This window comes from Microbulbifer sp. CnH-101-G, assembly GCF_052466775.1.
In genome coordinates, this window is sequence record NZ_CP174292.1 from 241,050 (window position 1) to 264,491 (window position 23,442).

General features: G+C 49.0%; 26 protein-coding genes and 1 tRNA gene. 20 read left to right on the forward strand and 7 right to left on the reverse strand.

Translation table 11 applies throughout. The features are described 5' to 3' along the window. Positions 1-58: 58 nt before the first annotated feature. Together ACJJID_RS01310 and ACJJID_RS01315 are read left to right on the forward strand one after the other, a co-directional pair. Positions 59-382 (forward strand): hypothetical protein, encoded by a 324-nt coding sequence (locus ACJJID_RS01310; RefSeq protein ID WP_444921142.1) that lies wholly within the window; start codon positions 59-61, stop codon positions 380-382. Positions 383-482: 100 nt separating this feature from the next. After that, on the forward strand, positions 483-1,166 hold the full coding sequence (locus ACJJID_RS01315) for a fimbrial biogenesis chaperone (RefSeq protein ID WP_444921143.1): 684 nt from the start codon (positions 483-485) through the stop codon (positions 1,164-1,166). Between the two features lie 136 nt (positions 1,167-1,302). Here ACJJID_RS01315 and ACJJID_RS01320 read toward each other — a convergent pair whose 3' ends face one another. From ACJJID_RS01320 to ACJJID_RS01345, 6 genes are all read right to left on the reverse strand, one after another. Beyond that, positions 1,303-2,262: a hypothetical protein gene (locus ACJJID_RS01320; RefSeq protein WP_444921144.1), complete on the reverse strand. Its 960-nt coding sequence runs from the start codon at positions 2,260-2,262 to the stop codon at positions 1,303-1,305. Continuing rightward, positions 2,249-4,771 (reverse strand): TcfC E-set like domain-containing protein, encoded by a 2,523-nt coding sequence (locus tag ACJJID_RS01325; RefSeq protein ID WP_444921145.1) that lies wholly within the window; start codon positions 4,769-4,771, stop codon positions 2,249-2,251. The genes ACJJID_RS01320 and ACJJID_RS01325 overlap by 14 nt, the downstream gene beginning before the upstream one ends. A gap of 58 nt (positions 4,772-4,829) precedes the next feature. Continuing rightward, positions 4,830-5,363: a hypothetical protein gene (locus ACJJID_RS01330; protein ID WP_444921146.1), complete on the reverse strand. Its 534-nt coding sequence runs from the start codon at positions 5,361-5,363 to the stop codon at positions 4,830-4,832. A gap of 420 nt (positions 5,364-5,783) precedes the next feature. Beyond that, positions 5,784-6,734, reverse strand: coding sequence for a hypothetical protein (locus tag ACJJID_RS01335; RefSeq protein ID WP_444921147.1), 951 nt, complete (start codon positions 6,732-6,734; stop codon positions 5,784-5,786). Continuing rightward, positions 6,721-9,237, reverse strand: coding sequence for a TcfC E-set like domain-containing protein (locus ACJJID_RS01340; RefSeq protein ID WP_444921148.1), 2,517 nt, complete (start codon positions 9,235-9,237; stop codon positions 6,721-6,723). Before ACJJID_RS01340 ends, ACJJID_RS01335 begins: the two co-directional genes overlap by 14 nt. A 48-nt stretch (positions 9,238-9,285) precedes the next feature. Then, positions 9,286-9,813 carry a hypothetical protein gene (locus tag ACJJID_RS01345; protein ID WP_444921149.1) on the reverse strand — a complete coding sequence of 176 codons (528 nt, stop codon included), beginning with the start codon at positions 9,811-9,813 and terminating at the stop codon, positions 9,286-9,288. Positions 9,814-10,088: 275 nt separating this feature from the next. Between ACJJID_RS01345 and gltX the strand changes: the two genes are divergently transcribed. The 3 genes from gltX (at position 10,089) to ACJJID_RS01360 (ending at position 12,773) form a co-directional block, all read left to right on the forward strand. Further along, complete coding sequence (gltX, locus tag ACJJID_RS01350; protein WP_152451741.1) at positions 10,089-11,564, forward strand: glutamate--tRNA ligase; 1,476 nt, start codon at positions 10,089-10,091, stop codon at positions 11,562-11,564. 142 nt (positions 11,565-11,706) lie between these two features. Next, a tRNA-Ala gene (locus ACJJID_RS01355) sits at positions 11,707-11,782 on the forward strand. A gap of 484 nt (positions 11,783-12,266) precedes the next feature. Next, on the forward strand, positions 12,267-12,773 hold the full coding sequence (locus tag ACJJID_RS01360) for a hypothetical protein (protein ID WP_444921150.1): 507 nt from the start codon (positions 12,267-12,269) through the stop codon (positions 12,771-12,773). A 95-nt stretch (positions 12,774-12,868) separates the two neighbouring features. On the opposite strand, the gene ACJJID_RS01365 is transcribed toward ACJJID_RS01360, so the two are convergent. Beyond that, complete coding sequence (locus tag ACJJID_RS01365; protein ID WP_444921151.1) at positions 12,869-13,039, reverse strand: hypothetical protein; 171 nt, start codon at positions 13,037-13,039, stop codon at positions 12,869-12,871. Between the two features lie 139 nt (positions 13,040-13,178). Here ACJJID_RS01365 and ACJJID_RS01370 point away from each other — a divergent pair, with 139 nt between their 5' ends. The 15 genes from ACJJID_RS01370 (at position 13,179) to ACJJID_RS01440 (ending at position 23,423) form a co-directional block, all read left to right on the forward strand. After that, on the forward strand, positions 13,179-13,475 hold the full coding sequence (locus ACJJID_RS01370) for a head-tail joining protein (RefSeq protein ID WP_444921152.1): 297 nt from the start codon (positions 13,179-13,181) through the stop codon (positions 13,473-13,475). A 172-nt stretch (positions 13,476-13,647) separates the two neighbouring features. Further along, positions 13,648-14,283 (forward strand): tetratricopeptide repeat protein, encoded by a 636-nt coding sequence (locus ACJJID_RS01375; RefSeq protein ID WP_444921153.1) that lies wholly within the window; start codon positions 13,648-13,650, stop codon positions 14,281-14,283. A 626-nt stretch (positions 14,284-14,909) separates the two neighbouring features. Further along, positions 14,910-15,476 (forward strand): DUF4365 domain-containing protein, encoded by a 567-nt coding sequence (locus ACJJID_RS01380; RefSeq protein ID WP_444921154.1) that lies wholly within the window; start codon positions 14,910-14,912, stop codon positions 15,474-15,476. Continuing rightward, complete coding sequence (locus tag ACJJID_RS01385; protein ID WP_444921155.1) at positions 15,473-16,618, forward strand: hypothetical protein; 1,146 nt, start codon at positions 15,473-15,475, stop codon at positions 16,616-16,618. The genes ACJJID_RS01380 and ACJJID_RS01385 overlap by 4 nt, the downstream gene beginning before the upstream one ends. Before the next feature lie 976 nt (positions 16,619-17,594). Then, positions 17,595-17,987, forward strand: a complete 393-nt coding sequence (locus ACJJID_RS01390) for a hypothetical protein (protein ID WP_444921156.1) — start codon at positions 17,595-17,597, stop codon at positions 17,985-17,987. 51 nt (positions 17,988-18,038) lie between these two features. Continuing rightward, positions 18,039-18,515: a phage tail tube protein gene (locus ACJJID_RS01395; RefSeq protein WP_444921157.1), complete on the forward strand. Its 477-nt coding sequence runs from the start codon at positions 18,039-18,041 to the stop codon at positions 18,513-18,515. 74 nt (positions 18,516-18,589) lie between these two features. Beyond that, the gene (locus tag ACJJID_RS01400) at positions 18,590-18,883 is read left to right on the forward strand and encodes a phage tail assembly chaperone family protein, TAC (protein ID WP_444922591.1); all 294 of its coding nucleotides are present in this window, start codon (positions 18,590-18,592) and stop codon (positions 18,881-18,883) included. A 20-nt stretch (positions 18,884-18,903) separates the two neighbouring features. Continuing rightward, positions 18,904-19,167 (forward strand): phage tail assembly protein T, encoded by a 264-nt coding sequence (locus ACJJID_RS01405; RefSeq protein ID WP_444921158.1) that lies wholly within the window; start codon positions 18,904-18,906, stop codon positions 19,165-19,167. A gap of 16 nt (positions 19,168-19,183) precedes the next feature. Continuing rightward, a complete protein-coding gene (locus tag ACJJID_RS01410; protein ID WP_444921159.1) occupies positions 19,184-19,444 on the forward strand; it encodes a hypothetical protein in 261 nt (86 codons plus the stop codon). A gap of 9 nt (positions 19,445-19,453) precedes the next feature. Further along, positions 19,454-19,693, forward strand: a complete 240-nt coding sequence (locus tag ACJJID_RS01415; RefSeq protein WP_444921160.1) for a hypothetical protein — start codon at positions 19,454-19,456, stop codon at positions 19,691-19,693. A gap of 1 nt (position 19,694) precedes the next feature. Continuing rightward, positions 19,695-19,817, forward strand: a complete 123-nt coding sequence (locus ACJJID_RS01420; RefSeq protein WP_444921161.1) for a hypothetical protein — start codon at positions 19,695-19,697, stop codon at positions 19,815-19,817. Between the two features lie 27 nt (positions 19,818-19,844). Then, entirely contained in the window at positions 19,845-21,446 is a 1,602-nt protein-coding gene (locus ACJJID_RS01425) for a hypothetical protein (RefSeq protein ID WP_444921162.1), read from the forward strand. Then, complete coding sequence (locus ACJJID_RS01430; protein WP_444921163.1) at positions 21,446-22,039, forward strand: DUF2460 domain-containing protein; 594 nt, start codon at positions 21,446-21,448, stop codon at positions 22,037-22,039. Before ACJJID_RS01425 ends, ACJJID_RS01430 begins: the two co-directional genes overlap by 1 nt. After that, on the forward strand, positions 22,036-22,980 hold the full coding sequence (locus tag ACJJID_RS01435) for a DUF2163 domain-containing protein (protein ID WP_444921164.1): 945 nt from the start codon (positions 22,036-22,038) through the stop codon (positions 22,978-22,980). Before ACJJID_RS01430 ends, ACJJID_RS01435 begins: the two co-directional genes overlap by 4 nt. Beyond that, entirely contained in the window at positions 22,980-23,423 is a 444-nt protein-coding gene (locus ACJJID_RS01440) for an NlpC/P60 family protein (RefSeq protein ID WP_444921165.1), read from the forward strand. The genes ACJJID_RS01435 and ACJJID_RS01440 overlap by 1 nt, the downstream gene beginning before the upstream one ends. Positions 23,424-23,442 lie beyond the last annotated feature (19 nt).

Below are 23,442 nucleotides of genomic sequence, written 5' to 3' on the forward strand. Positions count from 1 at the left end.
CTCTTTTGTTGTCTGTACGGATGGTGTTTGCCGTACTGTAAAGAGGTATGTACCGCCTATGAGCAGTTTCAGATTGGGCGCGGTTTTGCTTTTTGGCTGGTTGGCTGGTGTTTTTATCGTGCACCCTGCAGCTGCCAGTAGTTCAGCCTCTGCGACGGCGCAGATTACGCTAGTTTTTTCGCCGAATGCGACTTTGCGACAGGCGGAGCGGGGCACTCATCGCGAGTTGTGCTTGCAAAATCTCCCGGCTAAGCACATCAGTGTGACAGCCCGGGCGCAGGATTTCAGTAGGGGGCAGCAGGCATTAGATTTTGGAGCTAAACGGTGTCTGACTGAGGGGGATATCAAAGGGGTTTCAGAGTTGATAATCAGCGCAGAATAACTATCTTGCTCATGTGCCTGTTTTAAAAGAAGTAACCAACATTTCACCAGTGTAAAATGTCGGGCTTAGAATAAGCGTCTCTCAAAATACTCGGTCACTTATGAAAAAACTATTCATTGCGTTTGTATTGCTGATTGCCCAGCCGGTAATGGCCGCCATGTCTGTGGATAAAATTGTCCTCTATTTGGAGGATGGTCCCAGTTCAAGGGATGATGTCGTAGTCAGTAACCCAGATGAAGAAACTCTTTATGTACAGACGGAAATTTTCCGTGTGGATAATCCCGGTAGGGAAAATGAAGAGAGAATCCGGGTGATCAATCCCGATGAATTCAAGCTCCTGGTGAGCCCATCGAAAGCCGTGTTAGCCCCAGGAGAGAGAAAACGCTTTCGCCTGATGGCGCTCGATCGCAACCTGGAGGAAGAGAAAGTCTACCGCGTGACTTTCAAGCCGGTTGTCGGCGAAATTAAGACAGAGCAAACCGCACTGAAAATTCTTGTGGCATACCAGGCGCTGGTTTTTGTCCAGCCAAAAGGCGGAGCCTACAAGGTTGGGCTGGAAGAAGAAAACGGCTCTTATCGCCTCACTAATAATGGCAATATTAATGTTGAGGTGGTGGAAGTTCGCCATTGCTTTGCCGAGGGGGAGTGCGAAAAGCTCGAAACCTCTGGCAGGCTCTATGCCGGTACCAGTATTGAAGTGGCGGATGTGCCAGCCAATGGCGAGCTGGAAGTGTTATTACGCGGCCAAAACAGCGAAAGAATCCGCTTTCCCCTGAAAGGATAAATCTAACGGGAGGCAGTGAGGCATAAGATTTTGGCCTTATTGCTTCTTTTGATTTCGTTTGTTGCTCTGGATTAATACTGAAGAGTAGTTCTTTAGATAGGTCCTGTTAGAGCGTATTACGGCTTTTAGTAATCAGTTATTGACTGGTAACGGTTACCGTTAGTACATCCCAGTAGAAGGAACTTCTAGCCTGCTCCCAACTGCCGGCGGGAATAGTAACAATCAGCCTGGCATTATCTGTTAGGCACCGGCCGGGAGCTCTGTTTGGCAGGGTGCCCCGAACTTGCTCAACACCCAGTGTTCTGGCACCAAGGGTTTGATTCATGTCGTCGGTAAAGGAGGCTGCATAGGGCAGGCTCTCCATTGCACCTTCAAGCTCAAACATTTTTGTTCCTCTGGCACCAGGGATAATTCCATTTTTGCTCGTTAAGCTAACCAGATAGTTGCTAAAACCTACCCCATCAATACAGAAATCCTCATAGCCGGTGATATCCTGCCCAGAAGAAAAATTTGCAGCAGTGATTTGAATATTTCTGAGGTTTCGGATTCTGATGTTAGGTTCAACTTCCATTTCAATATCAAAATTCACTGTTTGAGACTCGGTATTTTGTGAATTGATATACTGCATCACCTCCATCTGGAAGTTGCCATAGTAATAGTTGGACGTGATTGCACTGGCAGGGTTGATATTCACGCTTAGAAAGTTACTTAAATCATTGAGGCTGCCAGGATACTGCTTACTGAATATATCCGGGCGTAAAGGGGTAGATGCACTGTTCCTGGAGGAGAAAGAAAGGGATATATCCAGTGGTTCCCCTGTGTCGGAAAACAACTGAAACTTTCTGCCGATCTCGGGGATAACTCTTATGGCAAAGGGCTGGGCATGACCATTTCGATTGCTGCGGAGCGTAAAATCCACTTCTTTCTTATGCGCTTCATAGTTGACAGTATGGCGCCCCTGTAGATCGCAGGTGCGTAAATAAATGTCCCCGGTGCAGGCCGCCAACGACAGGTTGGGTTGCACCATGGTGAATCCCGCAGTCAATATCGCCAGGTAAAGTGGCTTGGGAGTAGGAAACTTTTTATTGCTTTTCATTGTGTTTGCTGACTTCAAAGGCTGGGAGACAGTAGGCGTCTGACTGCTGTAGCGTCCCTAAGTTGATCCAGTTTTCCCCGGAATCCTCGACTTCAACACTAATACTGCAGTTAAGCCATTTGACCTCCAGGGTAGATTGCCCCTCCATCTCAATAGGGACTTCTAATTGAAAGACACCAAATTTATCCGTTGTGACATCATGCTCACCGATGGAAACAAGCGTCTCGGGGATGCCGTTACCAAAAGAAGTTAACCTTCCCATAATGACGTAGAGTGATTGAATGCTGTAGGTGCTCTCGGAAACATTTCCTGGGTACAGAGTGATAAACTGGCTTTTTTCCTTGAATTCAAAAAAACCATCATCCAGTGGTCGCAAGGTAATATCGTAGCTGTGATATGGGAGTAAGTTGATAACCGATTTCTTACCCCCTTTTGCGTAACCGTGGCGGGAACCATCCACAAGCACTTCAAAATCATTATTTTCGCTGCCATTTATATCGACGATAATAGCACTTTCATAAGCCCTTTCTCCTCCCCAGGCAATCTGCTTGCCAGTGGCAATAATGTTTGTACTGAAGCTACCCAGGAAGTTGGTTGTGCGATTACTGCCATCCTTGCTGTAATTAACCGCCGAGTTGATAAAACCCTGGCGGCCGGAGAGGCGGGTGCGGCTTTCCAGGTAATAGCCATCATCAGTATTTTCAACCCCCAGGGCTTGTTCCACTTCCGCAGACCATAGTTCCCTATCGTTCCAGCGGCTTTCAAAACTCAGTCTATGTGGGGTTTCTATTTGATCGTTGCCAAATTCTCTAAGGGCCGTGGCAGAGTGTTGCCATTGGTCAGCGTAGTACCTGACTTGAAAATCGATGCTTGAATAAGTTTCATCGCCTGATTTGTTGTAAGAAAATATGACATCGCCCAACCAGTTTCTTTTTCTGATCAGTGAGCGCCTATAGGCCAGTGTGGTAAATTTATTGATGTTGTTTGAGTAGAGGCCGCCGGGAAGGTCGTCAGAATAAGTTGCCGTTGTTCGGCTTCTTTCACTGTATCGAAGTGAGAGGTTACCGCCAAAAACTGCACTTTGCATACCGATAATTTTCTGGGAAAAATTATTGCGCAGTAGTGGGTATTCATCCCGAGGGTATAGATGCTTATCTCCATACAGCTTGCTAATGGAGGCATTTAAGGTGACGAAGGGGAGTTCGAGTATCCCTTCCAGTTTGTAGCCCTTTTGTCCTCCCCGGCCTAGCAGAAAGTTCGGGGAGAGTTCCAGCCGGCTCCCTATCCAGCGTGCGCCCAGTTCCAGGGATTGCTGATTTTCTGTGGCAGAAATAGTACTGAAAAGCGCAATATTGTCGGATACCCTGCGGCCCAAATAGGCCTGTATAAGACCTTCGTTATAATAGTCTGGCAGGCCGCGGTGGTTGCCGAATTCTGTAGGCATCCCGGCGAGCAGGCTCCAATGCCACTCTCCCGGTGCGGGTAGATAGAAGTCTTTGGCAAAAAATTCGGTGAAACTGGTGAGAAGGCGACCCGACTCATCAAAAGTGCGCACTTCAATCTCATAAGCCCCACCTGGAAGACTTGATGTATCGAGCAGCCGGTTGCCAGCATCCAATAACTCCGAGTGAACCAGACGGTTTTCTCGGTAAACCTCTACTCGCCCGCGCACCGGCATATTAATTTCCACCTGAGCGCCTTCCTGGTAGGAGAGGTCCGTACGGGTTAACCGGGAGTTGCGGAACTCCACACCGAAAACTGATCGTGAGGTATTGAAATAGCCGAAATTACCCTGGGGCTGAAAGAGTCCTGCAGAGTAGTGCTTACCGCGAAAATCTTTGGCCCAATATAGATTGCTAACCTGGTAGCCCTGTTCATCTGAATAGTGCCACTGGCTGCGAATTGCCCTCTCGCCAAATCCAATAATCGTATTTCCATTAAAAGTTGTGCGGTAGCTATTGTCGGTTTCGTTAGAATAATTGCCGGCCCAGGCCGCACTCAGGTTTTGTATTAAGGAGAATTCACTACTTGAGGGCGGTAAGTAGGGGTCAGAAATCGCCACCTGTTGCGGCAATAGATCTGGTGCGAAAAAAACATCTACTCGGTAAAGGTCGTTGTTATAGATAACAGCAAAATCCTTAGGGCTCAGAAATCCACAGTCGTCCTGTGTAGCGTTTTGGCAAATTCGATCTGAATTTTTACTTTGGGGTTGTTGAAGAAGCTGTTCCACCCGCTCCGGATTTAGGGGTAGTGGTAGCAACTTCAGCACTGCAGCTGGGTCATGAAATTCGATAAAAGTGGGGTGCACAGTAATTTGCACGGCACCAATCATCTGGCCGCCATAGAAGAGGTCGGCCACAACCATCTGTGGTTTAGTGAGATCCTCAAAACCCGCCGGCACATCGGTTGCTATAAAGTTAACCGGTTCTTTCGGGTAAGCGGTTGCCTGCCAGAGTAACGCTGGCAGTAATAACCAATGAAAACGCCAGGCGGGTTTTTTTCTTTGCATAAAAAAGCAATTATCAGACCAAAATAACGGACATTAATTTTTATTTTATTTTTTTTGTTTATTCTGACTCTACCGTGAGCATCAAGGTGTCAGTGTAATTATTACCACTTAGAACCATAGAATTCTCCCAGTCCATATTCAGGATAGTGACCTGAAAGCGGGCGTTATCAGGGAATCCTACACAAGGGCCGAAGTTTTGGATTGCTTGTCCTGTCAAAGGGACGCCCTCGGAAACACTTGTAAAGCTTCCACTAAGGCTATTGTCATAGCCAACTTGGTATGGCACATCAGTAGTACCATCTGACAAGATAAATTCACTAGTGGCGCTACCATTAGTGCTATCAAAAGTGATAGCGAAAGTCGAGAATCCGGTGCCACGAACACAAAAATCTTCAATACCGGTAGCGTTGGTTCCAGTTGCTGGATCGGTGATGGTGAGGGGGCCAACTCTAACCATATTGATGGTTTCATTAAATTGCAGCGTCACAATAGAGTCTTCGTTATCGGTGACTGCAAGGGTAGATTGTGCAGAAAAAGATGCTATGAATGCCAGTGTCATAGGTGTGACAGTGCGTAATAAAATGCGGTTCATTATTTGTATCCTTTAACCAAGTGTGGAGAGAACAGCTTATGGTTTCGTTTGCGGTTAAAAGAATAGGAAAGATTGCCCATTAGGCCAGTGAATAATAGTGAAAATTTCTTAATTTTTTCGTGAAAATACACTAAGAGCTTTGAGATATTTTCTGTGACAGAAGTGTGACAGAAGTGTGACTAGAGTGTGACTAGAGTGTGGCCAGTAACGCGCATTAAGTTGCGGTTATCTATGGGTTTTTATTTTCAAAATAATTTTATTTGGAGCCCAAATGCTGGCGTATATTTTTTAATTGAAATTTAGAGCAGGTTGTAAAAAGGCGCCGGAGTCAACCATTAATCAGCGAAATATTATTGGGCTTATAGTTTATTGCTGTGCCAATTACTTTAGCCTAAGGGGTTTATTTGGATAAATAAGCTATCACTGGCTGCTAACCGTAACGGTTAATACATCGGTATAAAGGGGCTCCCCGGCCTGCTCCCAGTCTGAGGGGGCTACTGAGATAGTCACCCTGGCGTTGTCGCTGATACAGGCTTCGTTGGACTGCCTTACAAATGATCCCGGTATATCGCCCTGGTTATTCGGGTTCTTGGCGTTACTGCCATTTAAATCATCGGAGAAGCTGACCGAATAAACCATGTGCTCAGCGGCGCCTTTGAGGGCATAAGGGGAAATCCCGCTTCCTCCAGTACTGCCATTGCCGCTGGAAAGATTGACTGTATAGCGGTCGAAACCAATGCCTCCAATACAGAAGTCCTCCTGCCCCTCAATCGCCTGACCAAAAGAGATGCCCGAATTACTCAGGTCAATATCCCCCAGATTGCGAATGACAATGTTGGGCTCCACCTCCAAAACAATATCAAAGTCTACGGTTTCGCTACCGGTCACGAAGACAAGGAAGTATTGCTCCAGGGTAAGCTGAAAACTTCCGGTATATTGGTTGGAAGAGGGAGTCTTGGTGTTGTCAATTTCCACTAAAAGGGCGGCGTTGGTATCGTTGCTACTGCCGTTAAAAGGGCCTGCGAGATTATTGAGTGTTAGCGACTGTGCATCGCTATTGCTGGGGTCTAAGGTAAAGGCAATATCCAGGGTATCGCCATTGTCGGCAGTCAGTGTAAAGGTGTTACCACTCAGAGGCGCAAGCTCGGCATAGTAAGTGTAAGCGCGGCCACCGAATGAACTGCGGCTACGCAAGGTAAAGGCAATCTCCTTGGTATTGGATTGGTAATTCAGATTGTGTGTACCGCCAAGGTTACAGGTGCGTAAGTTGTCATTACTGGAGCAGCTCTGGGCCTGGGCCGGCATATGGCAAGACAAAAAAAGCAAACCCAGCCACAGGAGTTTGCCGAGAAGGTCTTTAACGTTGCGCACCGATTACCTCCGCGGTGTATTCCATTTGGCAGCTTGCCTCGGATTGCTCTACGGTACCGATATTCAGCCAGTTCTCTCCAGAAGACTGAAGAGTTATGGGGGCACGGCACAAATCCCAGGTTAATTCCTGGGAGCGCAGGCTTTTCTGGTTTGTATGGATTTCCAGCTGGAATACACCGTACTGGTCGGTAGTGGTACTGTGTTCGCCGATGGAAAGCCGGGTGTTTGCTAAGCCCTCTCCCATATCGGTAAGGCGCCCCAAAATGAGCCGCTGTTGCTCTATCTGATAGGTTGTAGAGTTCACATTACCGGGATACAGGGTAAAGGTTTCGCTCTGCTCGCGGTAATCGAAGAAACCATTGTCCAGTGGGCGCAGGGAGAGGTCATAACTTTTAAAAGCGGGTAAGTTGATGACAGACTTTTCACCGCCCTTGGCATAACCGCGCCGGGTGCCATCCACTAACACTTCAAAATCCTGCTGATCACTGCCATCGATTTCAATAATGACCGCGCTTTGCAGTGTGCGCTCGCCGCCCCAGGCGAGGGTATTCCCCGTTGCAATTACATTGGTGCTGAAACCGCCCAGGTAATTGAAAGCTTTGCCAGTGTTATCGCTATTAAAACCCAAGGTGCTGTTTAAATAACCGAAATGGCCGGCGAGATAACTGCGACTCTCTAAGTAATCAGTTTGTGTACTTTTCTCCGCGGAAAGCTGTTGCTCAAATTCCGCAGCCCATAAGTCTCTATCGTTCCAGCGGGTTTGCAGGGCCAACCGCTGTTCGCGGCCACTGTGGTTGCTGCGTTCACTATGTAGATTTGCACTGTGCTGCCAGTGTTTGGAGCGCCGCCGGAATTCTACCTCCAGGCCGGTGTATTGTTGTTCATCGGCCTCACTGTAGGAGAGGGTCGCGCTGCCGAGCCACTTTGCGCTTTTGAAAATATTGCGCTTAAACGAGAGTGTGGTGAGTTTGCGTGCACTTTCCAGCCGATCGGCCTGCTCTCCGGGCAGTAAATAGTAGGAGCTATCCCGCTCGCGCAAACGCAAAGCCAGTTGCCCCCCAAATAGACTACTCTGCACAGCCAGGCTGCGCTGTGAATAACCGTTGGGCAACAGCTGCAGGCTGTTCGGCTCATTAAATACCCTGGTGTTATCCAGCCTGGTATCAATGGCGCTCAGTGTGGCGAAAGGCGTTTTCAACAGTGCTTGAACCCTGTGGCCACTGCGCCCATCGTCGCTGGTCACGAGGCTCGGTGAAATTTCAAAATAACGCCCTACCCAGCGGGTGCCGACTTCATAAAGTTGTTGCTCTTGGGTTGAGCTCGCCGCTGCAAAGAGCCCCAGGTTACTGGTGAGCCGGCGGGCAATAGACCCTTGCACCAGCATGTCATCGTAGCGCTCGGGTAGCGTTTGCGTATTACTAAAGGGCTGCGCAGGCTGGCCCGCGTGAAAACTCCAGGACCACTCCCCAGGGGCGGGCAGCAGGGAATCCTTGGTGAAAAATTCCGTGTGACGGTACAATGCCCGGCCCATCTCATCAAAGGTGCGCACCTCGATTTCGTAGGCGCCGTGGGGCAGGGTGCTGGTATTAAGCAGGCGGTTACCGGCCTCCAGCATTTCTGTGTGAATTAGCCGCTTATCCCGATAAATTTCCACGCGCCCGCGCACCGGCATATTGATTTCAAGCAGCGCGCCCTGCCGGTGTTTGGTGTCTGTGCGACTGAGCTGTGAGCTGCGTAATTCCAGTCCATACAGTGTGTTTTGGCTGCCGAAATAGTGCCAGCCACCCTGGAGTTGTAGTAAACCAACTGAGTAGGCTTTTCCGCGGTAATCCCTGGACCAATGCAGCGCACTAATTTGGTTGTGCTGCTCTGTGGCGGCGGACCAACGGGCGTGCAGAGCGCTCTCGCCAAAGCTGACGATAGTATTACCATTTAGAGTTGCGCTGTGGCTGTTGCCACCGAGATCACTTTCCACCCCGCTCCAGGTGCCGTTGAGGTTTTGCACAATGGAAAACGCACTGGTAGATGCAGGGAGATAGGGGTCGGTAATGGCCGCCTCTTGCGGCAGCAGGTCTGCGGAAAAAAACAGGTCGAGCCGATAGCGGCTCTCGTCGTAAATCACTGCCACTTTTTCGGGCAGCAGGTAGCCACAGTGTTTTTGCCTGGCCGAGCGACATACATACTGCGAATTTTTGGGTAAAGGTTTGCTGATTGCCGCCAGCACCGCCTCTCTATCCAGTAATTCTGGCAGCAGCGGGAGTAATAATTCTGGCTGGTCGAAATGAATATGGGTGGGGTCAGCGGTAATCTGCGCTGCGCCTATATAGCGGCCACCATAATATAGATCCGCCAGCAACTGCTGCGGTTCAGTTAGCGTATCAAAACCTTCCGGTGCAGAGGTTTCCAGCAGAAAAGTGGCTGCTGTGGCTGCAAAGGTATTGGCGTGAATGGCTTGCGCCAGGCAAAAAGCCAGCGCATGCCATCGATTAAGACTTCCTGCCATAAACTACTATCGGTTTGGCTGGAAATCCTATCCGGCCACGCCAAAAAATTATTCAGAAGCGACGGTGATCAGCAGGGTATCGGTATAGCTGGTGCCATTGAGGACATCGCTGGTCTGCCAATCACCATTGGCAACAGTGATCTGGAATCTGGCGTTGTCTGAACCACTGCAGGAGGCGGCGTTGCGGGTTTGCCCGGTAACTGCCTGACCTGCGTTGACCGCGGTAAAAGTTCCGCTGGTGCTGTTATCGAAGCCCACGCTGTAGGGTACATCGAGACCGTTGCCGGAAAGGCTGAACACGTTGTCGTTGATACCATCATTACTTTCGAAAGTGATACTGAACGTGGGGAAGCCAAAACCGCCAATACAAAAGTCTTCGCTGGCAACCGCATCGGTGCCCAACGCGGGATCGGTAATTACAACATCACCCACCTCGGCAATTTCAATAGTTGGGGTAAAGCTAAGAGTGATATCACTACTGGCGCTATCTGAAGCCGCCATAGTGGCTGCCGAGGTGCTGAAAAGGATGCCTGCTGCGACGGCAGAGACCAGTGAACGAACTACATTTTTGTGCATGGCGTATCTTCCTGAGCCGTTGGTTATCGTTCTGTGAAAAGCTGCTCGCGAAGATCCTGCACGGGTCAGGGGTACTGCGTTAGTCAAGCTATTCCGTCTTTATGGCGGAAATGATACTTTTTTTGTGATTTAAGTCACGCCATTTGTGGGGGTTTTTTGGTTTGTGGCGTCTAAAAGATCTTCTTGATGGCTTTTCTACGCCTGTGCCCAAGGCCCGGCCAGCGCTATAATCCCGCGCCTTAAGTGTCCTTTATTCACCTTCAATCAGGTTTGTCATGACCGTAAGAACCCGAATCGCACCGTCTCCAACCGGTGACCCCCACGTTGGTACCGCTTATATCGCCCTGTTTAATCAGTGTTTTGCCCGCGCCCAGGGTGGCCAGTTTGTGTTGCGCATCGAAGATACCGATCAGCAGCGCAGCACCCCGGAATCCGAGCAGGCGATTCTGGATAGCCTGCGCTGGTTGGGATTGGACTGGCAGGAAGGGCCGGATGTTGGTGGTCCACATGGTCCTTATCGGCAGAGCGAACGCGGTGATATTTACAAAACTCACTGTGATGAACTGGTGCAGAAGGGGCATGCCTTCCACTGCTACCGCACCGCCGAAGAACTGGAGCAACTGCGCGAAGAGCTGCGCGAGGCAGGCCGCACTTCACTGAAACCCAGTGACCTGGCGCTGCCGGAAGAAGAGGTGGAAAAGCGCCGCGCCGCCGGTGAACCTTACGTCGTGCGCATGAATGTGCCGGAGAGCGGCACTTGCGTGGTGGAAGATCTGCTGCGCGGCTCTATCGAGATCGACTGGGCTCAAGTGGATGCGCAAATTCTACTTAAATCCGATGGTATGCCCACTTACCACTTGGCCAACGTAGTGGATGATCACCTGATGGAGATCACTCATGTACTGCGTGGTGAAGAGTGGATTAACTCGGCGCCCAAACACAAACTGCTGTACGAATATTTTGGTTGGGAGATGCCGGTGCTCTGCCACCTGCCGCTGTTGCGTAACCCGGACAAAACCAAACTGTCCAAGCGCAAAAACCCCACCTCTATTCTTTATTACCAGCGCGCCGGTTTTATGCCCGAAGCACTGCTCAACTATCTGGGCCGTATGGGCTGGTCCATGCCGGATGAGCGCGAGAAATTTTCTTTAGAGGAAATGCTCGAGCACTTCGATATCCACCGCGTATCCCTGGGTGGCCCGGTGTTCGATGTGGAAAAACTATCCTGGCTGAATGGCCTGTGGATTCGTGAACTGGAAAACGAACAGCTCGCCGATCGCCTCATCGACTGGATGTTTAACCGCGAAAATCTGCTCAAAGTACTGCCCCATGCCCGCGAGCGCATGGAGACCTTTGGCGACTTCGCACCGCTGGTGAGCTTCCTCGCCGCAGGCAAGCTGCCGCTCACCGAAGAGAGCTTCAGTGGTAACAAGCTGGAATTGGAAGAGCAGAAGAAGTTACTGCAATTCACCCTGTGGCGCCTGGAAGCCCTGCGCACCTGGGATCGCGACAGCATCTTCCAGGGTGTGAAGTCCCTGGCCACGGCCATGGAGATCAAGCTCAAAGATTTCAACGCGCCCCTGTTTGTCGCCATCAGTGGCACCACCGCCTCCTTCTCCGTAATGGACGCCATGGTACTGCTGGGCCCCGACCTCAGCCGCGCCCGCCTGCGCCAGGCCATCGACGCCCTGGGCGGCGCCGGGAAAAAAGTCCTCAAGCGCTGGGAAAAGGAGTACGCCTCACTCCCCTAAGCGCTTCACAGCCCCCGACAGGGGGCTGTGCCGATCCGGCTGCTAACTAATTGATTAAAAAGTTATTTTTTCTGTTGACAGGCGCCTAAACCTTGCTAAAATGCGCCTCGCTTTCAACGGAAACGTTAAGCAAAAAAGATTTGGGGCTATAGCTCAGCTGGGAGAGCGCAACACTGGCAGTGTTGAGGTCAGCGGTTCGATCCCGCTTAGCTCCACCAAATTTCCCTTGCCTATCAAGGGGTTGCGAGAAGAGGGTCACGACCTCTTATCCGGCGGACAAAAACGTGAACAAAAACTCGCAAGAAAGAAAAAGGGCCTTCAGGTCCTTTTTTTTCGTCTGAAATTCCTGCCCATATTCGTTTATTAGTTGTTCCATAGATGAATTTCTCTCGCTCTGAAGCAGGAAAGGTTTGTATCTTTTGCCGACGTTATTGATTCTAAGGAGAGAGTCTGAGCAATGAGTAATTATAACGAGCGCATCTCAAAGGTTTTCCAAGAGTCGGTCTTGGTTGAGCTTCAAGATTCAGTTAAGAAAGTCAGGTCTAATGTTGTATTGGTTAGTTTTATATCCTTATTTATGACCTTGGGTGGTATAAAAATAGATCCTAAGTCCTCTTTTTTCGGGTTAAAGTTCACAGATTTGAGTAGTGACCTTATTTATAACGGGTTGCTAATTATCATTCTTTATTTTTGGTTAATTTTTTGTGGAATATATACGAGGCCTTTCAGGAGTGGGAGGTTCGTGTAACTGGTATTAAAGCGGCTTATAGACTAAGACAGACTTCTCTAGATGCTTATGAGGAAACTTATCCATCGGACCCTCGTAACGCCTCGCTCTACCACTGGTGGTCGACACAGGCAGGAAAGGTTGGTTCTATAGGCGAACATGTATCTTCAGCTATTGAGAGTGAAAGAGAAATTAGAGAGATAATTGATGGGCCTAGAAGAGAAGGTGCTGAATTACCAAGAGATGTCATAAATATTCCTGCTAAGCTTCACGCCAATAAATTACATTGGGATTCCTTAAATCGCTCAATTGGAGTAATTCGCAGAGCGGTCACATCAGATAATATTTTAGTCCCAATAAAAATTTTTGACCGGAGGTATAGATTTTTTCTTGCTGCGCAAAATTTAAGGTGTCTATTTTTTGATTTTGTTTTCCCCAGTGTTCTTGCGTCTTATGCAATATTTATGATTCTTTCTTCATGAAGAGCATGAGTGAATAGAGTGGTTTTGTCCTAAAATTATCTAGGGGTGTTGATGGTAATTCAGTGGCAGTTGCCGATTTAGTTGTTCGGGGTATATTAATAAAAATCCCTTCCAATAGCTTTTTCATCTAGGTAAATACTAATCTCCTCATAATCGATGCCGTGTCCCGCCTGATAAGCTTGTGTGACACGCTCATCAGTATGCGCCATCATTTGCTGTACTGATTTTACGTCGTATCCCATTCGCTTAAATCGGTCAGAGGCCAAGCTGCGCACCTCTGACGATAGCGCTGCAGCAGCCGCAACCGGTGATATCACCGGTACTACCAGGCTGCCGGTGATGGCGTTACCAGCCTAGCGGTGAAATTTACCGGCGTACCTGGCACGGTAAAGGCCTAGGTGATCCATGGATCTGGATCAGAGAGCCGCAGAGCGCGCGTTTCGTAAATGGGGTAAGCCCGCTACCTACACCGATGGTAGCGGTGCTGAGCCAATTGATTGCAAGGTGATTTTTGAGCAGGAGATTGACGAGTTCGAAGATGAGGGACGTGTGCGGATACCCCGAATTGAGTTTAGCTTACTGGTCGGTGAGGTTGGGACCCATAGCGTGGGGGATCTGATTTACCACGCTGGTAAAGAGTACCAGGTGAGTACTTTATTGGAGGATGGTGGGATTGTGAGGCGGGTGCAGGTGGTAGGTTAAATATTTGTATAAATCGCCATAGTCACATAAGGTGTATAAAGGAAAGAATTTAAATTGCCCATCAACCAATTTAGTTATTTTGCTTAATGGGTCAGCTAATAAAGCTTTTTATCCTGATGAATTCAGGAGAAAATCTAGAAATACAAATCAATATGAAATTTAGGTGCTCCTCATGAAATTTTTCAGGCTTTTCCTGGTTGTAACAGTATTAATGGTTGGTTGTTCCCAGGTTCCTTCCCAAAGAGCATATCTAAATACTATTAAAGTTGCTGCAAAGCACCAAAATCATGGGGAGTTCGTGCTGGCTGAAAACTACCATCAAAAAGCATTAAATGAAATGAGGAAGGACTCTTCAGTTAGTCCTGATTGGCTTGCGATACAGATGAATAACTTGGCGTCCGCAATGAATCTAAATAATAAACCTGATGAAGCTAGAGTTTTATTAACTCAAGCCTACGAAATTTTGAGTACACAGGAACCATCGGATGATGGTGATATATCTTTAATAGAAAGTAACCTGGCAAGAACTGAGGAATTATTGGAGAATTATGAGCGTTCGGAATTGTTGTATAGGAGCTCCTTAGAGAGAAAATTAAAAATTGAAGATGCACGACTTTCGTTTATAGCTGCTGACTTAGCAGGAATTGCTCGTATACTTGCACGCAAAAACAAAATGGATGAAGCGATGGGATTCCATCTAAAGGCAAAAGATATGTACGCTAAGAGTCTTGGTGTGAATAGTCTTCAGTGGCAAAGAAGAGTAAAGCTGTTTGAAGCAATAATGAATACCCAGGGTAATAATAAGTAGATTTTGCAACCATTGACGGGGAGGTCAACTTCCAGTAGTGATTGAGGCGGCGGAAAGTCTCTTGTTTGCAGCGCATCGAGTTGGTCCTACTGGTCAATGAAGTAGAGGCTACAACTCTAATCACCCTTGGTGGTTTGGATTATACGGTGCACAAGCGACTGTCGGATAATGGGGTTGTTTGGCGGCTCCAATTGGACAGGTAGATAGATGGTACATCTACTGATCGTCAGTTTTGGAATGTGATCAGAATAGCGCTTATAAGAGTCTTCGACTGTTGGAGATGCCCGTGGAATAAAAACATACGAAGAAGTTTGATTTAATAAAAAAGATCAACCCAGCTTAATCTATCCATTTGTACAAATTAGAAATTTATCGACTTTCAAAGGGAGCCCAAAGTTAGGCGGAAGAGTAAAGATTCTGTGTATTTAATAAGCTATTCTGTGTTCTATTTTTCTCACTTTTGTACCAACTATGGATAACTGTACGATTCACATAATTTTTTCCTGCAGTATGAAGCGCAAGTAGTTTAGGAATATAGAGGAGGGTGATATAAAGGTGCTGCTTTTGAGTTAACCATTATGGCTTTAGGTCGCGCTTTGTAGTAGTAAGGTTTTTATCGAATTATTATGCTAAAAAATTTGATGAAGGAGTATCAACCAACCCTGCCCCCAGCAACACAGGGGGGGTTGGATATAACTGCTGCAAAAGAGCAGTATAGTTATGCTTATGTGAAGGCTATGTGCGCTGCTGCGGGTGTTAACTATAGTGAAATGCGAACAGATAATGAAAGCATTGATATTGAATTGATTGGCTCCGGTTTTTTGGGTAAGTGGAAGAGGCCAAGAGTTCTTGCGCAACTAAAATGTACATCTCGATTCGAGTATTTTGATTCGAAAATGCAAAGTATTAGGTACCCACTATCGATCAAGAATTACAACGATCTTCGAGAAACTGACGATCTACCTAAAATACTGATTGTTGTTTTTTGTCCCGTGGCGAGTAATGAATGGGTTCAGTGGAATCCGATTTCATCTCAGCTTAGATTTTCAGGTTACTGGACTAGCCTCGTAGGCGAGCCCGAGGTTCCAAATAAGAGTACCATAAGCGTAGAAGTTCCATTTTCTCAGCCGTTTAATAATGTCACATTAATTGACTTATTGAAGAACCTGAGTGAGCGAGGCAGAGCCTTATGATTTCTATGGAGGATGTTTCGCTTGCTGACTTAGAGCACTACCTAACTTCGAAAGGTTGGTTAAAGGTAGATACTTTAGGAGAGTCGTTTGAAATTTGGGTTTTCCCTGGCCTCTCGATGTATGAAATTACTCTGCCAGTCAATGAGGGGCATAAGCGCTTTCGGACGTTGGTTGATGACGCATTATCACAATTATGCTCGAAAGAAAGCCTTAGTTATGAGGAGCTAATACGAAAAATTATATCTCCTACTTTTGACCGTATGCTTGTACGTGTGGTTGCGGGAGATGTGAGTAAAGGTCGTATACCTTTTAACGAGGGTATTGATCTGTATTCATCTACGTTTGATCTATTGAAAGATAGTGCACGCTGCTTGCATAAGTTTAAAGACAAGCAGAAACACATATCCGCGTTCAAAAGTGAAGTTATGATGGGGCAGACCCAAGTAGGAAGTTACATCATCAGTCTAGATTCACCGTTATATGAAATTGGGGACAGTGAAGTATCTGGGATGTTTGACCAAGGAAAATCCCTAGGAAGATTAATCAATGAAAAAACATTTGATAAGGTCAGATTCATATCAGAGTTTCTTGATGATTGTGAGTTAAATGTTGATGAATCCAAGTTTGATGAATTTGAACTTCACGAACTTACATCAAAAGGGATTACCAATACGGTATGTGACTCGCTACTCAAGTTGTTTGGTGTGAAATCCCATAGGGATTTAGAGCTTACTTTCGAATGGTCGCCAAAAGAAAATATTGATGAAAGATACAAGAAACCGGTTTTTTTGAGTTCGAAGAGTTCTACAAAAATTAGAACTCTAGGTGAACTTCTTAAGAATAGAAGCAAAGAGGCATCAGTTACTTTAGTAGGAAATATCGAAGATCTCCATAGAAGTTATAAAGATGAAGATGGTCGTGCCAAGTTAAAAACAAAATATAAAAATAGAGAGGTTGGTATAACCTTTGACGTTGCGAAAGAGATTTATAATGAGATCGTTGGGGCTCATTCAAAGAAGTATGCCGTACAGATCACTGGTGAAGTCCATTCATTTCTTTCATCGAAAAAAATGATTGCAAAATTCAATTCAATTGAAGATATACAGATAAAGAAGAATGGTGATCTCGATTATGTTCCTTAAGAATAAATACATTGACCACCCTGCTCTGAAGAGTTGCTAAAGGTTTTATGTAAATAAAATAATTATATCCAACTTATAAGTTCTTAGAATTTTAAAAGGTAAATGTAGAAAAGGCTCTTTCACGTAATAAGTAAAAACCCGCACCAGCGGGTTTTTTTATGCCCAAAATACCTGGAGTACTACCCAGTGACCCAGCACATCCTCATCCGAGATGCCGGTCTAAATAATCTTAAAGTCCTAACATGTCTTGAGTACATACCTCAGTGCCAAGTGCGGGCAGTTAAGTGGTACGCTTGGCTTTATAAATCCTACCAGTTTGATTTATATTTTGAGGTGCAGGGCTTGATGGTTTTAAGGGGGCAGGATAATATGTGCGAGCTGTATTTGTTTGAATTATTTTAGAAAAATTTATAAGGAATGTAGATAAAATGAAAGCAAATAAACTGTTACTTTGTGTTGTGCTTGCATTTAGCGCTTTAAGCGTCGCAAGTTACGCAGCTGCTTGTCCGCAGCATTCGGCTTGTGGTCATGAACCCCCTATGTCAGAATAGTAGTCGCCTCTGATTAATTGGGAAAGGTGACTTAGGGGCGCTTGGATAAGTAAGTGTCCCCTGTTTCAGAATAGTTATTCCCCTTTACTAAATAAAAAATGAGAAGGGGATAGCAAGAGAAATAAACTTGCTCATCCTTTAATAGTGCACAAGTTCTCAGTGCTCAATAAATGGCAATTGTTGCTGAAGCTAACGGGCATCAGCGATACCGTACCGAGCGAGTATTGCCGTAGCAAGTGGTTCTAACCTGAATAGATTCAGGCCTAGAAAGCATTTCTTCACCTTTAATTTTTTTAATCTTGACTCCCTGGGGTTTATAAGTCCATCCATAGATAATATGGAGTGTAAAGGATTCTGCTGTATCGAATATGCCAAACCCGCATTCGCGGGTTTTTTTATGCCCAAAATTCCTGGAGCGATCCCAAATGACCCAACGCATCACCATCCGCGATGCCGCCCTAAACAAGCTGAAAACCCTATCCGGTTACAACTTTCCCTCAGCGGGAACCACTGAAGGCATTGAACGGGAAAAGCTGCCGGCAATTCTTGTGGGCTTTGCTACAGAACAAACAGAACAGGAACTCTCAGGTACTACTCGCCAACTGGATCTTGTCGTTTCGGCGGTGGTGCACAGCCGGGGGGATATCTATGAGCTGCTGGATAGGGCTTCCGAGGATGTTGAGAGTGTCCTGCAGGATCGAACCCTGGGGGGTGCCTGTGAAATTTTTGCGCTCTCACAAACCGATTTCGCCCTGGATCAGGATCACCCACTGGGTGAAGTAGGCCTGACCTATATCGCCCAATATTCCACTGAATGACGCACCCCTGCGTCGGACTTTCATTTCTACTAAAGCGACTGGAGAACCCCTATGTCTCAATTGGCTCAGGGCACCAATATCTATTTTATCGACCCGGCAGATGACTCTGTGAAGAAAGTGACCGGGCTGAATTCTTTTAACCCCGGTAGCAACCCGGCGGATCAGCTCGACGATACCTCCTTGGAGGATTTGGATAAAAAATTCAAACGGGGCCTGCGTACACCGGGGCAGGCGTCGGTAGGTCTCAAAATTGATCCGAGAAATGCGGTCCATAAACGCCTGCATGAGCTGTCCCAAGATGACACCGTGGACAATATGAAATGGGCGGTGGGCTGGAGTGATGGCACCGAGGCGCCCACGGTTTCTGTAACCAAAGAGTTTGATTTACCGACAACCCGCACCTGGTTCACCTTTGAGGGCTATGTGGCTGACTTCCCTTTTGATTTCCAGCAGAACAGTTTGGTCAATGGTGAAATGTCGATCCAGCGCAGCGGCGGTTCAGCCTGGACTGTTAAGTCTTCAACTTAAGAGGTTAATCATGGAATTATCCATTGAATCCCTGCAGCATCAGGGGGCTTTTTCCGGCGCTCCTGTGAAGCTCCATTACCTGGAAGCAGGGCGAACAGGAGTTGTCGGCGACTGTTTATATACGCCGCCTCTCTTATTACAGCGCCATCAGTGATGTGGCGGCTATGCGTGGTGAGGGGGATGTGATCGCGGGTCGGATCGCTGCGTGTATTGTCGATGCCGAGGGCAAGTCGGTATTTACCGCCAAGGATATTTCCAGCGAGGCAGACCCGGAGCGTGGTCCGCTCAATGCGAATCTGACCCAGGCCCTGCTGCTGGAAATCGGCGCGGTTAATAATCTGGGAAAGACGCCCAGCTCAGCGAACTAGACGAACTCTGGCATGAGCTGGTGCTGAATGGCATGGGCGGCTGCACCATCGCCGAGGCCCAGCAGCGGCTCAGCTATGAAGAGGTCCAGCGCTGGGCGCTCTACCGCAAAAAACGCGGCTCCCTGCATCCTGGGATGCGTATCGAAAGATCAACGGCGCTACTCGCCACCCTCTACGCCAATGCTCACCGTGGCAAAGGCAATCCCGTAAAAATCACCGACTTTATACCCCATGAGGAAGAGCCAGAGCTATCGCTGCAAGAGGCGATGAAAAGCTGGCACTAGGGGCCTGTGGATCGCTATGTCTAAAAAAAACCTGGGTGCATTGAGCGTTGATCTGGTTGCTAAAACTGGTGGCTTTGAAAAGGGCTTGGGAAAAGCTGAGAAGAATACAGAGAAGTGGGAGCGCACGGTAAGGCGCAGCGTCTCTGCCGTAAGCAAGGCCTTTGCTGCGGGTACGGTTGCCGCCGCCGGCGGCCTAGCGGTAATGACTGCGCGCGTGGTGGAACAATCCGGCGAGATTGAAAACCTCTCTGCAGTGGCCAATACCAGCACCGAGTAATTCCAACGCATGACCTACGCCGCGCAGCGCTACGGCGTTGAGCAAGATAAGGTCGCGGATATTCTTAAGGATACCTCCGATAAAGTCGGGGATTTCCTGCAAAACGGCGGCGGTCCATTAAAAGATTTCTTCGACAATATTGCCCCACAGGTGGGGGGTAACGGCGGAGGAGTTTCGCCACCTCTCTGGCCGCGATGTGCTGGGGCTCTATGTAAAGAGCTTGGAAAGGGCCAATCTCAGCCAGAATGAAATGACCTTTTACATGGAGGCCATTGCCAGTGATACCACTTTGTTGCTGCCGCTTCTGCGCAACAATGCCAGCGAATTAAATCGGCTCGGTGATGAGGCGCAGGATGTGGGCGCGGTGCTGTAGGATCTGGATCTGCAGCAGCTGGGGGAAGTGCGCGAAAATCTGGATGAATTAAAAGGCGCACTGGACGTCTTTGAAAAAGAGGTGGTCACCGGCGCACTGCCAGCCATCAAAGACCTGACCGAACTGATTCAGAACGAAAAAACGCAAGCCGCTTTTTCCGCGCTCACCACTGCACTGATTAATGTGGGTTCGGCGGCAGCTTCCGCCATGGTTGAGTTGGTGAAATTTACCCAAGAGGTGGGTAAATCCGTCGCCCGCATGATCCACGGTGAGCCGGAAATCTTGAAGCTGGATCGTTCGCTGGAGCAGTTGAGCGCAACCATCAATAGCGGCGTGATCGGTGATGGCAAGCTGCTCAGCGGTATTCGCTTGGCCACCGGGGAATATATTCACCAGGGCACTTCAGTCGATGACCTGCGCGAAAAACTGGCAGCGTTGCAGAAGCAGCGGGATGTATTCTTTGGTACATCGACAAAGACCGACTTTGGCGATTTGCTGGGCGATGATTTCAGGGCAGTGATTGCCGATCTGGAAAAAGAAGTCACAGCAGTGGCCAAGGTTGTAGACGGCGAACTGTTGCCGCCTGTAAACCACTGGTTGATTTTTAACGAAGTGATCGAAGAACTCGGCACCGAATTTAAAACCGCCAAGGAAGAAGCCCAGGCCCTGCAGCGCAATCAGGAAGCCTATGCCGGTCTTTTAAGAGATCTGCGCACCGACGAAGAAGTGCTCACCGATCAGATGCGCGAGCGCCTGGCCATAGTGGATGCCATGGCCGGCCTGACCGAAGAGCAGCGGGCTAGCACTCTCGGCCGTATCGCCGACGCCGCCACCGAAGATGGCCCAACCCTGGGCGGCCTCGATAGCGGTGAGGATATCGAATCCGCCCGCACAGAGCTGGAAGACTGGTATTCCACCCAGCTGCAAATGCTGGAGCAATTCCGCAGCGAGCGCGCCGATCTCAATGCCACCTGGGATGAGGAGGAATTATCCCTGCGGCAGCAGTATGAGGAGCGCCTCACCGAAATCACCCAGGCCAATGAAGACCTGCGCCGTCAGCAGCAGCTGGATGGCTACAGTTTATTGATGCAAGTGGCCTCGGATTATTACTCAGGCATGGAGGGCGAAGAGGCTGCCTATATGCGCGCGGCCCTTTCCATCGGCGGGGCTCTATTGGATGAGAAAAAGCGCAATGCTCTGCAGAGCGTGATTGCCAACACCCAGGACACCGCCATGGGCGCTTATAACGCGATGGCTTCTATTCCCTATGTGGGCCCGGTGCTGGGTGCTGCGGCGGCGGGTGCGGTCTATGTTACCGGAGGCTTAGCTGCGGCAAAAATTACCGGTATGGCCCACGACGGTATTGACGCCGTACCGGAGGACGGTACCTGGCTGCTGCAAAAAGGCGAGCGGGTGACCACCTCGGAAACCAGCGCAAAACTGGACCGCACCCTGGCCATGATTCAGGCGGATATGCACAGCGGTGGTGGTGCAGGGGATTACAGCCGCCCGGTTTCCATGACACAGAATATTCGCGTCGATGGCACGGTGAATAATCGCACTGCCACACAGCTCGCTCGCGAGAGTGAACGCAAACAACGGATTAACCGCAGGAGGCTCGTCTCTTAATGTTTAATGAAAGTCGTCTGCTGGAAAAAGTGGCCTACGGTTCCGAATACGGCCACCGCTATAAAACCGAAATTAAAGCATTGCGCAGCGGTGTAGAGCGCCGCAATGCGGAGTGGGAGCGCCCGCTGGGCCGTTACTCGGTGCTGTTTAAAAACCTGGATTATGCAGACAATCAAATCGTAATCGCCGCCCATCACGCTTGCATGGGTGCACTGATTGGTTTTCGTTTTAAAGACGCCAGTGATTTTGAAGCAGAGCGGGAAGTGATTGGCTTTGGCAGCGGCAATAGCGAGAGCTACCAGCTAGTAAAAAAATATATATTCGGTGCCTTTTCCTATCAGCGCAAAATTGTAAAACCGGTGATTGGCCGGGTAACCATTTTTGCCGATGGCAATCCGGTGGCTCACAGTATCGACTACACCACGGGCCAAGTGCAGCTCAGTGCCGATAACGGTGCGGAAATTACTTGGAGCGGGGAATTCGATGTTCCGGTGCGCTTTGAGGACGATGAGATCGGTTTCAGTATCGACAATCGCCACCAGCGGATGCCGGTACTGAATGGCAATGTGGAACTGCTGGAGATTCGCCTGTGAGAACCATTCCCCCAGCACTGCAAGCCCATCTGGACAGCGGCGTCACCACGCTGTGCCGCTTATTAAAAATTACTCTGGCCGATGGCCGCCAGTTTGGTGCTACCACCCTCGACCGTGATGTCGAATTCGAAGGGCTCACCTATTACGCCCAGAACGGTTTCGATTCCAGCATTATCGCCAGTGATACCAGTTTCGATGTGGACAACGCCGAAGGCTATTCGCTGTATAGTACCGACGTGCCCGGCATCACCGTCGAGATGGCCGAGCGCGGCGAATTGGATGGAGCGGAGTGGGCCATGGTTCTGGTGAATTACCGCGATCTATCCATGGGTGCGCTGTTATTGGATGGCGATGATGTGGGCGAGGTGCGCTCCGCGCGCAACACTGTATTTATGCCGGAATTACTCAGCTACGCCATGCGCCTGCGGCAGAGTATCGGCCATGTGGACTCCGTTACTTGCCGCGCGATTTTTGGCACACCGGCCAATTCGCAAACCGGTTGCGGTGTGAATGCGGAGCCCCTGTGGCAGTCTGCCACCGTCACCGCCGTCTCTGGGGATGAGCCCAAAGTTACCTATGTGGTGGATGATATTGCCAGCCTGCCCACCGCCGCCAAACGCTGGCGGGTGCGTTGGAAAACGGGCAATAACGTCAGTTCGCGCCTGTATCAGGTGGAGGCGGTGGACACGGCAACAGGGCAAATCACTCAAATCGAACCGCTGCCCTTTGCCGTGGAAAACGGCGATCAACTGGAGATCCGCCCGGACTGCGACAAGACCTTTTCAGTGTGCCGCGATGTGTACGGCAATCACCTGGATTTTAAAGGCGAAAACTTAATTCCGATTGGTCAGGCCAGCGATACCCCCGGCGCCGGTGTGCCCGGTAGCACCGGTGGTGGCTCCTCGTTTAATTCCAACGGCACCAGCCAGCAGCAACACTAATGCAACAACAAAGAATCGACACACTGGCCTTTGCGCGAGGCCTGGTGGCTGCTGGCGTGCGCTGGCGGCACCGGGGCCGCACCGCTTGGGCGGTGGATTGCGTGGGCATGATCTTGCTCAGCCTGCGCGCCGCCGGCCTGGAAATCGAAGATGAAAAACATTACGGCCGCGAACCCTGGAAAGACGGCGTGCGCCGCAAATTGCGCGCGCGTTTCGGTGAGCCGATTGCCGAGGATTTATGGCAGCCGGGGGATATTGCCGTATTTAAATCTCCACAGCGCAGCGACCCCAGCCATGTGGGTTTTTTAGGGGATTACTTTCTTGGCGCCCCGGGTGATTTTAGTTTGATCCATGCCCACGCCGATCAGGATTGCAGAGAGCATGTATTGGATGCGCGCTGGCGCCGCTTGCTGGTGGAGGTGTACTCGCCATGGGCAACCTGATTTTCGGCAAGACCACCAT

What these genes read in the sequence shown, in the direction of transcription:
- ACJJID_RS01440 (WP_444921165.1), top strand. Translation starts at nt 22,980, where the DNA reads ATGCAACAACAAAGAATCGACACACTGGCCTTTGCGCGAGGCCTGGTG.
- ACJJID_RS01330 (WP_444921146.1), bottom strand. Translation starts at nt 5,363, where the DNA reads ATGAACCGCATTTTATTACGCACTGTCACACCTATGACACTGGCATTC.
- ACJJID_RS01420 (WP_444921161.1), top strand. Translation starts at nt 19,695, where the DNA reads ATGACCTTTTACATGGAGGCCATTGCCAGTGATACCACTTTGTTGCTG.
- ACJJID_RS01395 (WP_444921157.1), top strand. Translation starts at nt 18,039, where the DNA reads ATGTCTCAATTGGCTCAGGGCACCAATATCTATTTTATCGACCCGGCA.
- ACJJID_RS01415 (WP_444921160.1), top strand. Translation starts at nt 19,454, where the DNA reads ATGACCTACGCCGCGCAGCGCTACGGCGTTGAGCAAGATAAGGTCGCG.
- ACJJID_RS01390 (WP_444921156.1), top strand. Translation starts at nt 17,595, where the DNA reads ATGACCCAACGCATCACCATCCGCGATGCCGCCCTAAACAAGCTGAAA.
- ACJJID_RS01370 (WP_444921152.1), top strand. Translation starts at nt 13,179, where the DNA reads ATGGATCTGGATCAGAGAGCCGCAGAGCGCGCGTTTCGTAAATGGGGT.
- ACJJID_RS01325 (WP_444921145.1), bottom strand. Translation starts at nt 4,771, where the DNA reads ATGCAAAGAAAAAAACCCGCCTGGCGTTTTCATTGGTTATTACTGCCA.
- gltX (WP_152451741.1), top strand. Translation starts at nt 10,089, where the DNA reads ATGACCGTAAGAACCCGAATCGCACCGTCTCCAACCGGTGACCCCCAC.
- ACJJID_RS01380 (WP_444921154.1), top strand. Translation starts at nt 14,910, where the DNA reads ATGCTAAAAAATTTGATGAAGGAGTATCAACCAACCCTGCCCCCAGCA.
- ACJJID_RS01315 (WP_444921143.1), top strand. Translation starts at nt 483, where the DNA reads ATGAAAAAACTATTCATTGCGTTTGTATTGCTGATTGCCCAGCCGGTA.
- ACJJID_RS01310 (WP_444921142.1), top strand. Translation starts at nt 59, where the DNA reads ATGAGCAGTTTCAGATTGGGCGCGGTTTTGCTTTTTGGCTGGTTGGCT.
- ACJJID_RS01385 (WP_444921155.1), top strand. Translation starts at nt 15,473, where the DNA reads ATGATTTCTATGGAGGATGTTTCGCTTGCTGACTTAGAGCACTACCTA.
- ACJJID_RS01320 (WP_444921144.1), bottom strand. Translation starts at nt 2,262, where the DNA reads ATGAAAAGCAATAAAAAGTTTCCTACTCCCAAGCCACTTTACCTGGCG.
- ACJJID_RS01345 (WP_444921149.1), bottom strand. Translation starts at nt 9,813, where the DNA reads ATGCACAAAAATGTAGTTCGTTCACTGGTCTCTGCCGTCGCAGCAGGC.
- ACJJID_RS01340 (WP_444921148.1), bottom strand. Translation starts at nt 9,237, where the DNA reads ATGGCAGGAAGTCTTAATCGATGGCATGCGCTGGCTTTTTGCCTGGCG.
- ACJJID_RS01410 (WP_444921159.1), top strand. Translation starts at nt 19,184, where the DNA reads ATGTCTAAAAAAAACCTGGGTGCATTGAGCGTTGATCTGGTTGCTAAA.
- ACJJID_RS01430 (WP_444921163.1), top strand. Translation starts at nt 21,446, where the DNA reads ATGTTTAATGAAAGTCGTCTGCTGGAAAAAGTGGCCTACGGTTCCGAA.
- ACJJID_RS01375 (WP_444921153.1), top strand. Translation starts at nt 13,648, where the DNA reads ATGAAATTTTTCAGGCTTTTCCTGGTTGTAACAGTATTAATGGTTGGT.